Origin of the sequence: Bryocella elongata, assembly GCF_900108185.1 — a bacterium.
Classification (GTDB): domain Bacteria; phylum Acidobacteriota; class Terriglobia; order Terriglobales; family Acidobacteriaceae; genus Granulicella; species Granulicella elongata.
In genome coordinates this window covers 717,440-732,406 of sequence record NZ_FNVA01000001.1, presented here as the reverse complement: position 1 = coordinate 732,406, position 14,967 = coordinate 717,440, and the positions used below count along the sequence as shown (strand labels likewise).

Here is a 14,967-nt window from a genome sequence, read left to right as displayed (position 1 = left end):
CGCTCGCTGTTCTTTAGACGGTACACCATCCCACATGGATGCTGGCGGGAGAAGAAGCTCCCGCCAGCCGCGTGATTCGGTATTTTCCAGCCGTCGTGGCGCAGATGGGGGATCAGCCGTGGCGGAAGTGGCGCACGCCGGTGAGCACCATCGCAACTCCCAGCTTGTTGGCCGCTTCGATCACCTCAGCATCGCGGACCGACCCTCCCGGCTGGATCACAGCCGTCGCTCCGGCCTTCGCGACGGTCTCGAGGCCGTCGGCGAAGGGAAAGAACGCGTCCGATGCCGCGACGGTGCCTTCGAGCGGCAGCGCCGCCTTCATCGCGCCGAAGCGGGCCGCATCCACACGGCTCATCTGCCCCGCGCCAATGCCCACCGACTGGCCGAAGCCGTCCTTCAGGCGCGCGTAGACGATCGCGTTCGACTTGACGTGCTTGCAGACCTTCCACGAGAAGAGGAGGGCTTCCATCTCGTCCGGGGTCGGGTGACGCTCGGTCACGATCTTGACATCCGCCGCGGTGATCGGGTGGAAGTCCTCATTCTGGACCAGGAAACCGCCGGAGATCTGCTTGATGCGGTCGACCAGCGGTGCGGGCTTGAGCTCGAGCAGCCGGAGATTCTTCTTCGCCGCGAAGGCCGCCTTGGCTTCATCTGTGAAGCCCGGAGCGACGATCGCCTCGACGAAGAGCTTCGCCATCTCCGCCGCCGCCACACCGTCGACGACGCGATTTACACCGATCACACCGCCGAACGCCGAGACCGGATCAGCCTCAAGCGCACGGGCGTACGCTTCGGCCACCGTCGTTCCCTGTCCGACGCCGCAGGGGTTGGTGTGCTTGATGATCGCAACCACCGTCGCTTCAAACTCCGAGGCCAGCGCCCAGCAGGCGTCCAGATCAACGAGGTTGTTGTAGCTGAGTTCCTTGCCCTGCAGCTGCGCCGCGTTGGCGATACCCAGCTCGGTGCCGTCGGTATAGACAGCAGCCGCCTGGTGAGGATTCTCGCCGTAGCGCAGCGAGGTCTTGCGCGGCGCCACGATACGCAGCGTGACGGGAAGCTCTGTGGTCTTCTCGACCGAACCGGGCTCGGCAGGCAGCGCGTCCAGCGTGGAGGCGATCGCCGAATCGTACGCCGCAGTGGTGGCGAACGCCTTGCGGGCCAGCTTCCAGCGCGTTGCTGCGCTAAGAGAGCCTGCGTTGGCGTCCAGCTCGGCGGCGAGGTCCGCGTAGTCCTTCGGGTCGGGCACCACGGCCACGTCCTCGAAGTTCTTCGCTGCAGAGCGCAACATCGAAGGGCCCCCGATGTCGATGTTCTCGATGATCTCTTCAAAGTGCACGCCCGGCTTCGCCGCCGTCTTCTCAAAGGCGTAGAGGTTCACCACCACCATGTCGATGGGCAGAATTTCGTGCTCATTCACAGCGGCGACGTGGGCCGGATCGCTCCGGCGATGCAGAAGGCCACCATGGACCTTGGGGTGCAGCGTCTTTACGCGGCCGTCGAGCATCTCGGGAAAGCCCGTCAGCTCGGAGATATCTTTGACACTCAGGCCGGCTTCGCGCAGGACCTTCGCCGTCCCGCCGGTGGAGATCAGTTCCACCCCATGCCTGGCCAGGGTCCCGGCGAACTCCACAAGGCCGGTCTTGTCGGTAACGGAGAGGAGGGCGCGCTTCACTGCTTTCAGGTCGTTTGATTCGCTCATCACATGTCTCATTGTATTCGGCATGTGATGAGGATTCATCCCTGGCGCGGCTCCGCTACCCCCAGATCCTCGAGCATCCGCTCGCGTAGCAGCTGGTTGGCTCGCGTCTGGTATCCCTCCCCATCCTTCTTCAGCCATTCGATGACATCAGCATCCAGGCGCAGGCTGACAGCCTTTTTCACCGGCCGATAGAACTTGCCGCGAACAGCATTCGCCCATGCCTCAGGAGGCAGAGCCGGTGCATCGGATAGATCAATCTCGCTGTCCGGCATCTTTGCCAGAGCTTCGAGTCGCCGCTTCTGGTCCGCCGTAGCCGGAGTGCCCGGCGCCCACTTACTCACCCGCTTCATACCGTCTCCTTTCATGAGGCTCTGCCTTTCGCGCCGAGATCAGGCGCACATACTGATCTTCATCGTTTGTCTCAAGAGTGTGCGCAAGCAGCAACACCAACACACCCTCTGCCATGCCGATCATTTGCCAGCGTTGTTCGCCTTCCACGATCCTGTCAGGCAAGGAAATATGGAACGGGTCGTCGAAGACGAGGACGGCATCCTCAAACGCGACGCCATGTTTTCGCAGATTTGCTGCGTTCTTGTTTTCGTCCCAATCAAAGATCACGCGATACCCCTCAGCGGCGTCTATACGATCAAGTATATACAGCGTCACCTGGGAATCGGGGCAATTTAGAATGGCTTTCGTATGCTCGATTTAGCCTTTGTGCGGGCGAACCTCCCGCTTGTGGAAGAAAAATTGCGTCAGCGTGGCGCGGACCCCGCCCTACTGGCCGGCTTCATGGACCTTGATCGCGAGCGCCGCACCGCCATCACCAAGGCAGAGACGCTACAGAGTGGCGCTAACGCTATTTCTGAGGCGATCGGAAGAGCCAAGCGTTCTGGCGAGCTCACGATCTCAACGACCCCCGCTCCTATCGAGAGAGCCCTGAAGCTGCTGATCGTCGATGGAGACATCCCGGAGTTCACTCACCGGAATCCTGATGGTTCTGTCCCGAGCGAACTAACATCTCAATTACACGTAGACCTTGCCTCGGAGGTTGTGCGGAAAGCCAAGACGATTTTGGCGCAAACACAATCTCTCTCGGAGCGGCTAAATGCTGAACTCTCGGCACTATTAGCGAGCATCCCAAATCTGCCCAGTGACTCTGTCCCCGCAGGTAAGAGCGAGCACGACAACCAGCTCGAAAAGACCTGGGGCGAGCCGACGAAGTTCGACTTCGAGCCGAAAGACCACGTTGCACTCGCCGAGGCCCTCGGCATCGTCGACTTTGAGCGCGCCGCCAAGATCTCTGGCTCGCGCTTCGTCGTGCACTTCGGTGCCGGCGCCCGCCTGGAGCGCGCGCTGGCGAACTTCATGCTCGACCTCCACACCCGCGAGAACGGCTACGCCGAGGTGCTGCCGCCAGTGATGGTCAACTCGAAGTCGCTCTTCGGCACCGGGCAGCTGCCCAAGTTCGCCGAAGACCTCTTCCACTGTGACGACAAGGGGCCATACGTCCCCGGCGAGCTCGCCGACAGCGACCACTGGATGATCCCCACAGCCGAGGTGCCGGTTACCAACCTCTTCCGCGACGAGACCATCGACCTCAGCAACGGCCCGATCAGCTTCTGCGCCTACTCCTCCTGCTTCCGGTCGGAGGCAGGTAGCTACGGCAAGGACGTGCGCGGCATGATCCGCCAGCACCAGTTCCAGAAGGTTGAGCTGGTGAAGTTCGCCACGCCCGAAACCAGCTACGACGAGCACGAAAAGCTGACCCGCGACGCCGAGTCTGTGCTGGAGGCGCTGAAACTTCCCTACCGCCGCATGTTGCTCTGCACCGGCGATATGGGGTTCAGCTCAGCCAAGACCTACGACCTTGAGGTTTGGCTGCCCGGGCAGAACACGTATCGCGAGATCAGCTCCTGTTCCAACTTCGAGGCCTTCCAGGCACGGCGTGCGAACATCCGCTACCGCCCTGCGGGGGCAAAGAAGGCGGAGCTGGTTCACACGCTCAACGGCAGCGGGCTGGCCGTGGGCCGGACGTATCTCGCAATCCTCGAAAACTACCAGCAGGCCGATGGTTCGGTGAAGGTGCCGGAGGCGCTGATTCCCTACATGGGCGGCCTCACGGTCATCGAGCCTGAGACCTTCGGACGCAAGCGCGGAGGTACAGCATAGTGGGCCTCATCAGGCGGTACATCTTCTGGACCTACCCTCGTGGCAGCTTCCACTACGACGTGATGGTCACGCTGATCCTGGCGTTCATCTTCATCACGCCCCGGTTTGTCGATTACAAAGACAAGCCCGCACCTGATGTCCTCTTCAGCACCAACGAAGTTCTGGTGCGCCCCGCAGGCATGGCAGGCACCCAGCAAAAGTTCGTCTACGAGGTGCGCAAGGAAGCCGTGCACGGAGCCAAGGACGACGCTGCAATCCGCACCGAGCTTCTGCAGGTCATCCAGCCCGTGGCCGGTACGCCGATTACCCTCACCGGCTACCAGCAGGTGCTCAACACGCACGGCATTCTCGTGGCCTACGACGCGACCGTTCTGCGCTAGATTGCGGGCGCAGGGCGACATTTTCAGAAAAACACCATCTAAATCTCCGGGACTTCGAGAAGGAGTCCCGGACAGGCGCGGGCAGAAATCGCCGCGCAAGGAGCCCACCTGATCATGCGTCTTCGCCCCATCCTCCTCACCCTGGCCACGTTCGCCTTCTCTGCGGTCGCTCACGCTCAAGGCCAGCTGCAAAGCGTGCTCGCGGAGATGGACAAAGCGAGCGCGAGCTTTCAGAGCGCCCGTGCGGACGTCCACCAGGAGTTCTACGAGAAGGTGATTCACGCCGTTTCGACCGTGCAGAACGGCTCGGTTTACTTTGTGCGCAAAAACGGTCAAACCGGTATGGGCGCAGTCATGAGTGACGTCGGCTCCAGTGCGAAGCCGCAGGTCATCCAGTACTCCGACAACGTGTTGAAGGTATTTAGCCCCGCGCTGAACCAGGTTGACGTCTTCAAGGCCAAGGCGGGTCAGGCGGATAGCTTTCTCACACTCGGGTTCGGTGGCAGCGGCAAGGACCTCGCCGCCAGCTGGAATGTCTCGGATGCGGGCTCGGAGACCATCGCAGGCGTCAAAACTGAAAAGCTGGAGCTGACCCCCAAGGACGCGAAGATCGCGGCCAACTTCGACAAGATCACCCTCTGGATCGACCCGGCGCGTGGAATCTCTCTGCGGCAGGTATTCCATACTCCGGAAGGTGACTACCGCACCGCAAACTATTCCAACATCAAGATGAATGCGAAGGTAGATACCGCGGCATTTGCGATGCATCCCGACAAAGCCACGAAGATCGTCACCCACTAGGCGTTGCCACCTGGCGCAGGGTCCTGCCCATCCGGAGATCCCTCCGAAACGCCAACGCCGCGAAGACGATCAGCACCGGAAGGCACTCCAGCGTGTAGCGCGGCTCGGAGTTGTCCAGCGTCAGCAACAGCGCGGACCGCAACACGACGAAGCCCAGCATGCTCATCTGGACGACATCGAGGCAGCATCGTTGCCTCCACACTCCAGCGCCCGCAACCATCAGGAATCCGAGATTGAGCAGCGCCAGAGCTGCGGCGATGCTAAAGCCCTTGGCGTGCGCCTTCCAGTTCCACCAGTCAAGCGGGAGATCCATCAGCTCCGTGCGCGGCCGCAGCCACATATTCACCACCCGGGCAATCGGCAACACCAGATGCGACCGCAGTGGGTGCAGATGATCTCGCTCCTCAGCGATCCGCTCGAACTGGATGTCGAACTGCGGGCGGGCCAGCTGCATGACGTTGTATTCGGCAAAGACCTTCTCTGTCTGAGCACGCTGCTCCGCGTTGTCGATCGCACGGCGCGGCAGGTCGGTGAGCGCCATCCCTGCGCCGTCGTAGTTCCAATACACGTCGTAGGTCGATTTGAAGTCGATGCCCCACGTCCGGTACCAGTGGTTGAAGCCAGACGGCACCTGCTCCCCCGGATCGGTCGCCGATTTCGGGGCCAGCGGCTCAAAGTGGCCCATCACGCGGGCGTTGCGTATGCCCCAACCGAGCAGAGGCAACAGGACGATTGCGCAACTCAGCGCTGCGGGGGCAATGGCTTCCGCAAGCCCGCGCGATCCGCGCCTTGACCGGGAGCGCCAGCCAACCCAGAGCACCGCTGGAACCACAGCAGCGCTCAGCAGGCCCTGCTCAGGTCGCAGTAGCACGGCGACAGCCAGCGCTGCCCCCACAACAGCGGCCCAGCAGACCTTTCCAACTGAGACCTGCGTCATCCGCTGCAGCCCGTAGAAGGCAACTGCCACGCACAGCAGGCTCGGCGTCTCCGTCAGTGCCACTGCGCAGTAGTTGGCAGTGAATGGGCAAAGCGCCGCGATCCAGAGAGCGATGAGCCCCACGCGCCGCCCACCCAGCCGCGCGGCAATCGCTCCGATCAGCAGACAGGTCGCCAGATCCAGGGCGACATTCAGCCAAAGCACCGGGTAGTAGCTGCCCGCCCCGAAGACCAGGAAGCTCGCTGCGAGGAAGAGCGGATACCCCGGAAGCCGGATCCAGGTCGCGTGCAGAGAGTCCGTCGTCCGGCCGTAGAGGTGGTGCCGCAGGACGTTCTGCGCGATCTCGCCGTACAGCAGCGTGTCGCCACTCACCTCAGGGCGCCCGTGCAAGAACGCGGCACGGACTGTCAGCCCGGCCAGCAGGGCCCAGACCACCGGAAGTCGCCGCTGTAACCCCAGACTCACTGAACTGCATCATACTGGCGGTTGGTCGAACCGGTTCCGCTGCAATCAACTACCCAGGGAAACGCACCCGCAGCCTGAGATAATTCTCCTGAATGAACAAGCAAGTCTTTTACGATCCGCAGCGCAAGCGGTGGAAACGTCTGCGGAAAGTGTTCGACGCCTTCGCACTGTTCCTTTCAGTGCTGGGAGTGCTGTTCGTCATTGGGGTTCTGCGCACCAAACCGTTGCAGGGGCTGGATCTTCGCTCCGCGACGAAGCGGTACCGCGCGATCTACACGCCACCCGCGCCCGAGACGAAGCGCAACGAGAAGCTGAACCACAGCGCTCACCGGAAGAGCGATCTCAAGCCCTCGGATGTCGTCCTGAACACCGGCGAAGGCCTGCGCGCCGCGTTCTACACCGACGCCGATCCGGCCAGCTACGCTTCGCTCAAAGGCCACATCAAGCAGATCGATCTGCTCTTCCCTGAGTGGCTCCACGTCCTCTCCAGCGACGGCAGCCTGACCGCCTACAACTCCGATAACGTCCCCTTCGCCGTAGTTGATTCCGCCGGCGTGCATGGCGTCGATCGCGAGAACAAGGTCGCCAAGACCATCCTCGGCGCCAAGGAAGATACGGAAATCTTCCCGCTGGTCAACAACTACAACTTCTCGACCGGCAACTTCGAATCCTCGCTGGGCAGCTTCCTCAATGACCCGACCGCCCGGGCGACCTTTATCAGCCAGGTCGACGCCTTCCTGAAGACGAACACGCTCTATCGCGGGCTCACGCTGGGCTTCCAGGATATTCCCGCGAGCGCTCAGCCGGGCTTCAATGCCCTCGTTCAGGCGCTCTACGCCGACTTCCACACCCGTAACCTCCGCCTCTATGTGACGGTGCCGGTCGAAGACGCCGACTACAACCTGGGCCTGCTCGCAACCAACGCCGACGGCGTCGTGCTGATGAACTACGGCCAGCATCAGTACGGCACGGACGCCGGCCCCATTGCCGGGCAGGACTGGTTCGAGAACAACCTGCGCGCCGCGATGAAGGTTGTGCCGCGCGAGAAGCTGATCTGCTCTATCGGCAGCTACGGGTACGACTGGACGAGCCAGGTTCACCTTCCGCCCCCGGTTGACCCGAAGCACAAGAATCGCAAGCCAGCCCCTGTCGAGAAGCCAACGCCGATCAATGCTTCCATGCTCACTCCGCAGGACGCGTGGCAGGCGGCCTCGGACTCCGAGGCACAGATTGAGCTCGACGACGCTTCGCTCAATCCGCACTTTGCGTACGACGATGAGGACACGCACGTCCGGCACGAGGTCTGGTTTCTCGACGCGGTGACCGCGCTGAACCAGATGCGTGTCGCCCGTGCGCTCGGCCTCGAGACCTTCGCGCTGTGGCGGCTGGGATCGGAAGACGCAACGCTCTGGAACATCTGGGACAAGCCTCTGAAGGCTGATCCCGTGAAGGATCTCGCGGACATTGCGCCCGGTCTCGACGTAGACACAGAAGGCGATGGTGACATCATTCGTGTCACGGGACGCCCCCGCAACGGGCATCGGACCGTCGTGATCGACGACGACTCGACGATTCCTCAGCCGTATCTCAGCGTGATCTCGGAGAAGATGGACTCCTACCCGCTGCCGTATACGCTGACGCAGTACGGCTACCACCCGAAGAAGATCGCAATCACCTTTGACGACGGGCCCGACCCGACGTGGACGCCGAAGATCCTCGATGTGCTCAAGCAGTACAACGTCAAGGGCACGTTCTTCATGATCGGCGAGGTGGCGGAAGACAACGTCGGCGTGATGCAGCGCGTGTACCGTGAGGGCCACGAGATCGGCAATCACACCTTCACGCACCCGGACATCAGCGAAATCTCCGAGCGTCAGGTCGATCTGCAGCTCAACATCACCGAGCGGCTCTTCGCGGCCAAGCTGGGCGTCAATCCGGTTTACTTCCGGCCACCGTACTCAATCGATCAGGAGCCCGACACCAACGACCAGGCCGCGCCGATCGACCGTATCGAGAACACGCTCGGCTACGTCATCGTCGGCGACAAGATCGACACTGAGGACTGGAACGAGCACCCGAAGAAGACCCCGCAGGAGATCGTCGATTCCGTCTTCCAGCAGATCAGCGTCTTCGATGCCAAGCCCTGGACCCGCGGCTCCATCCTGCTGATGCATGATGGTGGCGGAGATCGCTCTGCCACGGTGGCGGCGCTTCCAGTGCTGATCCAGGCACTCCGTGATCACGGCTATGAGATCGTCCCCGTCTCGGAACTGATCGGCAAGACACGCGACCAGGTGATGCCGCCCCTGAAACCGCATCAGCGGTACCAGGCGGCGATCGACTCCGTCGCGTTCTTCTTCATCGGGTTCTTCAATCACTTCGTCATCGACGTGTTCTTCGTCGGCGACCTGCTGATGAGCATGCGCCTTGTGATCATCGGCCTCTGCGCCATCATCGATCGCTTCCGCAAGCGGAAGGACTTCGCCACCCCGGACTATCAGCCGCGTGTCGCCGTGCTGATCCCGGCCTACAACGAAGAGAAGGTCATCGCGCGCACCGTGCGCTCGGTGATGATGTCCAACTACAAGAACATCCGCATCCTTGTCATCGACGACGGCTCCAAGGATGCGACCTCCGAGATCGTGGCCACCACCTACGCCAAAGAGATCGCAGAAGGCAAGGTCACGCTGCTGACCAAGCCCAATGGAGGCAAAGCCGAGGCCCTGAACTATGCTCTGGACTTTGTGGATGAGGAGATCTACGTCGGCATCGACGCCGACGGCGTCATCGCGCACGATGCGATCAGCCGCCTGGTCTGCCACTTCGCAAACCCCAACATTGGTGCGGTCGCAGGCAATGCCAAGGTCGGCAACCGTGTGAATCTGTGGACGCGGTGGCAGGCCCTCGAATACATCACCTCGCAAAACTTCGAGCGCCGTGCGCTGGACCTCTTCGACGTGGTGATGGTCGTTCCCGGAGCCATCGGAGCGTGGCGCACCGCTGCCGTCAAGGCAGGAGGCTGCTACCACCCCGATACCGTGGCCGAGGACGCTGACCTGACCATGAACCTGCTCGAGCAGCGCTACGCCGTCATCTACGAGGACCAGGCGCTTGCGTTCACCGAGGCGCCGATCACTGCAGACCAGCTCGCGCGGCAGCGATTCCGCTGGTCCTTTGGCATTCTGCAGGCGGTGTGGAAGCACCGTGCGGCGATACGCAATCGTAGGGCGATGGGATTGTTCGCTCTGCCCAACATCGTCGTCTTCCAGATCATGTTGCCGCTGGTGTCGCCGCTGATCGACCTGATGTTTGTCGTGGGCATCATCCACTACTTCGTCGACAAACACTTCCATCCGGAAGCCGCATCGAACGCCGACCTCGTCAAACTTCTGACCTTCTTCGGCGCCTTCATGCTGATCGACTTCGCAGCCTCAGCTCTGGCTTTTGCACTCGAGCGAAAACATCCCGCAAGCCGCGGCGACGCGTGGCTGCTGGTCCACATCTGGGTGCAGCGCTTCACGTACCGGCAGCTGTTCTCGTGGGTGCTGCTCAAGACGATGAAGCGCGCGATCGACGGCAAGCCCTTCAACTGGGACAAGCTCGAACGCACGGCGCAGATGTCGAAGCAGACCGACATGACGCAGCAATAGAGCATCACGACGAGTGTGCTGCCGCCCGGACGAGTGGGCGGCAGTACACTGGTCTTCCTGTGACGACATCTTCCCTTCCAACGTTCCTGGCATTGGCTGCGACCGTGATGTTTGCGGCCAGCGGCAGCGCGCAGTCTGCTCCGCAGGCCGACATCATCTTCGTGCACGGCAACATCCTCACGGGCGTGCATCTTCGCGCGGAGGACCGCTCTGCAACGCCAGCGCGCGTCACCGGCATCGCCGTGTTTGCAGGCCACGTGCTCGCTGTCGGCAACGACGACGAGGTGCTGACGCGCAAGGGACCCAACACCCAGGTGATCGACCTGCACGGTGCCTTCACCATGCCAGGCTTCAACGACGCCCACACGCATATGGCTGGCGCAGGCCAGCAGAAGCTCACCGTCGACCTCGACAATGTGGCCTCGCTGGCGACGATGCAGGAGAAGATTCGCGCCTACGTAGCGCATCTCGCGCCCGGAACCTGGGTGCTGGGCGGCGGTTGGGATCACACCAAGTGGGCATCGAAGGCGCTGCCGACCCGGCAGGATCTCGATGCGGTCACGGGAGGGCACCCTGCCTACCTCGAGCGCACCGACGGCCACATCGCCGTCGTGAACACCGCAGCCCTCAAGCTCGCGGGTATCGACGACACCACGCCAGATCCCCAGGGTGGCAAGATCGATCGCGACGCGGACGGCCACGCGACCGGCATCCTGCGCGAAGGCCCCGCACGGCAGGCCGTCCAGGCAAAGATTCCTCCGCCAGACTATGCCACCCGCCGCAAAGCCTTGGAACTGGCGATCGAGGATGCACTCTCGCACGGCGTGACCAGCGTGCAGGACTTCTCCGATTGGGACGATTGGCTGGTGCTGGAGTCGATGGAGCACGAAGGCAAGCTACAGTTGCGCTTCGCCGAATGGATGGCGTTCGACACCCCACTCGATGTACTGAAGCAGCGCCGGGCAAGTCACGATGCCAATGATCCGCTGCTGCACCTCACGCAACTGAAGGCGTTTATGGATGGGTCGTTGGGATCGAGGACCGCACTGCTCGCAGCCCCCTACGCCGACGACGCCTCCAACAGCGGCCTGCCCCGCTACGATCAAGACAAGCTCGACGAGATGACCGCTGAACGCGCCGTCGCAGGCTTCCAACTTGGCTTCCACGCCATCGGAGACCAGGCCAACGACATGGCCCTGAATGCGATGAATCAGGGCGAGTTTTTTCGAGCCCTTGGTACGTGCTATGACGCACACACCGGTCCATTTCCCCGCAGCCCGCCTCTCCCCTGCGAAGCCACAATGATCGCGCGTGCTCGTTTCCGCATCGAGCACGCGCAGGTCGTCCTACCAGAAGCCTTCCAGCGCTTCCATGACCTCGGCGTGATCGCATCGATGCAGCCTTCGCACCTGCTTACGGACATGGCCTGGGCCGGCCAGCGCCTCGGTCCTGAGCGCGTGAAGTATGCGTATGCCTGGAAGAGCTTCCTCGACCACGGCGTCACGCTGGCCTTCGGCACCGACTACCCCGTGGAGTCGATCAACCCCATGCGTGGGCTCTATTCCGCCATCACGCGGCAAAACGAAGCCGGCACCCAGACCTTCGAGCCACAGGAGAAGCTCTCGATCGGCGAAGCACTCTACGCCTACACGCAGGCATCGGCGTTCGCGGAGTTTCGCGAGACCAGCAAGGGTCGCATTGAGCCCGGCTTCCTGGCCGACTTCGTCGTGCTGGATCGCGATCTGACGAAGGCCTCGCCCCGCGAGATCCTCAACACAAAGGTGCTGCGGACGGTAGTGGGTGGCAGGACGGTCTATACCGCACCGCCGGCCGAGGCAACGCATTGACGGTGCGGGCGTCTCGATCGAGCCGCTCCGGGCAGCTTTCGGCGCACCTCATGCTGATCGGCGTCGTCCTGGTCTGGGGTGCCACCTTCCCGGTCGTCAAGGCGGCGCTGGCCTATGCGACGCCACTCGCCTTCAACCTCGTCCGTATGGCGATTGCAACCGTGGTCCTGGCAGCCCTCAACCACAAGAGCCTTCGTGGCCTGTTCACGGTTGAAGGCCGGCCTGCGCTCGCATTCGGACTCGCCGCGGGCATCTTCATGGCACTTGGCTACCAGCTTCAGACCGTGGGCCTGAAGTACACGACGCCGTCCAAGTCCGGCTTCATCACCGGGCTCGTCGTGGTGCTGGTGCCGCTGTTGAGCGCTGTCCCCGGAATCGCGCACGCGGGTGATCCGAGACCCGGCTGGGCGGCCTTTGCCGGCGCAGGTCTAGGCTTCGCCGGGCTCGTGTTGCTGACGACACCAGTCGGCTCCGGCGCCGACGTGCTCCGCGGTCTGGGCATCGGCGAATGGCTTACCCTCGGCTGCGCGGTTGCCTTCGCCCTGCATCTCCTGACGCTGGCACGGGCCGCCGCTCACGTCGGCGCGCGGCTTCTGGGAACGCTGCAAGTGGGCTTCTGCACCCTGGTGATGCTCGTGACACTTCCGCTCGGCGGCCGTCCGGCGCTCCACATGAATCTCATCGTGGCAGGAGCACTCGCGATTACCGCGCTTCTCGGAACTGCGGTGGCGTTTACCGTGCAGAGCTATGCGCAGCAGCATCTGCCCCCGACACACACGGCATTGATCCTCACGCTGGAGCCGGTCTTCGCCTGGCTCACATCTCTCCTGTTTCTGGGCGAGAGGCTCGGTCGACGCTCGCTCGCCGGGGCAGCCCTCATCCTCGCCGGGATCCTGCTCGCGGAGCTCGGACCAAAGATGCCTCCGGAGCAGGCCAACTTCGCGGCCAATCCTTAGAATCCAAACCCTTGTATCCTAATTCCGAGGGGCCAGGAGCCGCGATGCCCCACCGGACCACAAGACGGAAGCGAATTCAGTCCGTATGTTTGGGCCGGTTTCATCGCATCTTTTCCCCGCCAAACGCGTCTACCTAAGCGCAAGCCTAAGTGTTTGTGGCAGGTAACGTCACCTCCGTCATCCGGGACTTGAAGGTCCGGTGACGATGTCAGCTCCCGCACAAGAGGAATGAACGAAGCTATGGAATCGCAGCAGTCGTCGCAGAACCTGCCCGGCCGAATTCTCGGCCACATCCGTTCGGGCCGCCTCTCCACCACCTTTGCGCTGTTGTCGGCGCTGACCATCGGCGTCCTTGCCGGCTCAGCCCTGACGGGTCGCGTCAGTGCGAGTGGTCAGAAGGTCGACTCGAGCGACGCTCGCCCGTTGACGATACCGAATCCCGTACAGCTCTCCAACGGCTTCTCGTCGATCGTGAAGCAGGTCGGCCCGGCGGTGGTGAACATCAACACGGAGTCGCTGCCGAAGAAGGCCGGGGCCAGCCCACACGGTCGCCGTGGCCAGCAGAACAACAATAACGACGACAACGACGGCGCGCCCGGCAACGGCAACGACATGCAGGACTTCCTCAACCGCTTCTTCGGTGGCGGTGGAGGAAATGGTGGCGAGGACGCGAGCCCCGAAAGCGGACCGCGGCGTGCACTGGGCTCAGGCTTCATCGTCGACCCGCGCGGCTACATCATCACCAACAACCACGTCGTCGACAAGGCTGACCACATCTATGTGAAGCTCGCGAGCGATCCCGACAGCGACATCCCCGGCGATCCCGGCCGCCCCGCTACGGTGGTCGGCGTGGATCCCGAAACCGATATCGCAGTCATCAAGATCGACACAAAGACGCCGCTCCCAACCGTCAAACTCGGTAACTCCGATGCCGCGCAGGTGGGTGACTGGGTACTGGCCATCGGCAGCCCCTTCGGTCTCTCGCAGACCGTGAGCGCCGGCATCGTCTCGGCCAAGAACCGGTCCATCGACGAGGCAAGCGAGACGGGTGTCTCTCAGTCGCAGTTCCAGAAGTTCGTGCAGACCGATGCAGCCATCAACCCAGGCAATTCCGGTGGTCCGCTGGTCAACATGGCGGGCGAGGTGATCGGCGTCAACACCGCGATCTACACCCAGTCGATGGGATCGGAGGGCGTTGGCTTCGCCATGCCCTCGAACATCGTCGTGGGCGTGTACAACATGCTCATCGGCCCCGATCACAAGGTGACCCGCGGTTCCATCGGCATCCAGTTCCAGAGCGTTCAGTCCTCCGCCGTCACCCGCATGTACGGCTCGGCGACGGGCGGCGTGCTCGTCTCCAGCATTGTGCCAAACGGGCCCGCAGCCAAGGCGGGGATGCAGCCTCAGGATGTCATCATCTCGGTCGACGGCCAGACCGTGAAGAATGGGGATGAGCTGGTGGCAATCGTTTCGGCACGTCGTCCCGGAACGACAGTCAAGCTTGGAATTCAGCGGGACGGAAAGAAATTGGTGCTGGATGTCGGAATCATCGACCGCGCCAAGCTCAACTCCGACCTCGCCAGCACGAGCGATCAGGCCACGCCGCCCGCAGAGTCCGATGCCGGCGACAACAAGCTGGGCATCAAGGTCCAGGCCATCACGCCGCAGATCGCCACCAAGCTGGGCGTGAAGGGTGGCGTAACGGTCACCACGGTACGCCCCGGTTCCTTCGCGGACGAGATCAATCTCGGCCGCGGCGAGATCATCACCGAGATCAACCGCCACCCCGTGACCGACGACGCCAGCTACAGAGCGGTGGTTAACTCTCTGAAGTCGGGAGACGATGTTGTTTTCGTGGTGCGAGATATCCGCAACCCGGCTTCGGGGAACGGATACGTCGGCGGAACGCTACCGTAGGAATCTGAACTAACTATTGTCTTCAAATCACTTATCGCGCCCGCCGATCTTCCTGATCGGCGGGCGCTTTCTCTTCAGCATCGGAAGATGTGAGCCCAACGGGCTGCTCTGATCGCCCAAACGGCCGATGGGACTACCACGGA

Annotated in this window: 11 protein-coding genes; 7 read left to right on the top strand and 4 right to left on the bottom strand. The window is 62.5% G+C overall.

All coding sequences use genetic code 11. From position 1 onward, the window contains the following. Positions 1 to 112: 112 nt before the first annotated feature. From purH to C4S68_RS02965, 3 genes are read right to left on the bottom strand one after another with little or no spacing between them, the layout of a single operon-like run. Positions 113 to 1,699, bottom strand: a complete 1,587-nt coding sequence (gene purH / locus C4S68_RS02975; protein ID WP_103931507.1) for a bifunctional phosphoribosylaminoimidazolecarboxamide formyltransferase/IMP cyclohydrolase — start codon at positions 1,697 to 1,699, stop codon at positions 113 to 115. Between the two features lie 35 nt (positions 1,700 to 1,734). Further along, complete coding sequence (locus C4S68_RS02970) at positions 1,735 to 2,049, bottom strand: BrnA antitoxin family protein (RefSeq protein WP_103931506.1); 315 nt, start codon at positions 2,047 to 2,049, stop codon at positions 1,735 to 1,737. After that, entirely contained in the window at positions 2,033 to 2,317 is a 285-nt protein-coding gene (locus C4S68_RS02965; RefSeq protein WP_103932148.1) for a BrnT family toxin, read from the bottom strand. The genes C4S68_RS02970 and C4S68_RS02965 overlap by 17 nt, the downstream gene beginning before the upstream one ends. Before the next feature lie 81 nt (positions 2,318 to 2,398). Between C4S68_RS02965 and serS the strand changes: the two genes are divergently transcribed. The 3 genes from serS (at position 2,399) to C4S68_RS02950 (ending at position 5,052) form a co-directional block, all read left to right on the top strand. Next, on the top strand, positions 2,399 to 3,871 hold the full coding sequence (gene serS / locus C4S68_RS02960; RefSeq protein WP_327333269.1) for a serine--tRNA ligase: 1,473 nt from the start codon (positions 2,399 to 2,401) through the stop codon (positions 3,869 to 3,871). Beyond that, the gene (locus C4S68_RS02955) at positions 3,871 to 4,251 is read left to right on the top strand and encodes a hypothetical protein (protein ID WP_235011306.1); all 381 of its coding nucleotides are present in this window, start codon (positions 3,871 to 3,873) and stop codon (positions 4,249 to 4,251) included. Before serS ends, C4S68_RS02955 begins: the two co-directional genes overlap by 1 nt. Positions 4,252 to 4,365: 114 nt before the next feature. Continuing rightward, positions 4,366 to 5,052, top strand: a complete 687-nt coding sequence (locus tag C4S68_RS02950) for a LolA family protein (RefSeq protein ID WP_103931504.1) — start codon at positions 4,366 to 4,368, stop codon at positions 5,050 to 5,052. Here the strand turns inward: C4S68_RS02950 and C4S68_RS02945 are convergent. Next, positions 5,042 to 6,454: an ArnT family glycosyltransferase gene (locus tag C4S68_RS02945; protein ID WP_103931503.1), complete on the bottom strand. Its 1,413-nt coding sequence runs from the start codon at positions 6,452 to 6,454 to the stop codon at positions 5,042 to 5,044. The genes C4S68_RS02950 and C4S68_RS02945 overlap by 11 nt on opposite strands. Positions 6,455 to 6,546: 92 nt before the next feature. Between C4S68_RS02945 and C4S68_RS02940 the strand changes: the two genes are divergently transcribed. From C4S68_RS02940 to C4S68_RS02925, 4 genes are all read left to right on the top strand, one after another. Further along, positions 6,547 to 10,104, top strand: a complete 3,558-nt coding sequence (locus C4S68_RS02940) for a polysaccharide deacetylase family protein (RefSeq protein WP_103931502.1) — start codon at positions 6,547 to 6,549, stop codon at positions 10,102 to 10,104. Positions 10,105 to 10,163: 59 nt separating this feature from the next. Continuing rightward, entirely contained in the window at positions 10,164 to 11,951 is a 1,788-nt protein-coding gene (locus C4S68_RS02935; RefSeq protein WP_235011305.1) for an amidohydrolase, read from the top strand. Positions 11,952 to 11,953: 2 nt separating this feature from the next. Continuing rightward, entirely contained in the window at positions 11,954 to 12,907 is a 954-nt protein-coding gene (locus C4S68_RS02930) for a DMT family transporter (RefSeq protein ID WP_235011304.1), read from the top strand. A gap of 228 nt (positions 12,908 to 13,135) precedes the next feature. Then, positions 13,136 to 14,824: a trypsin-like peptidase domain-containing protein gene (locus C4S68_RS02925; protein WP_235011303.1), complete on the top strand. Its 1,689-nt coding sequence runs from the start codon at positions 13,136 to 13,138 to the stop codon at positions 14,822 to 14,824. Positions 14,825 to 14,967 lie beyond the last annotated feature (143 nt).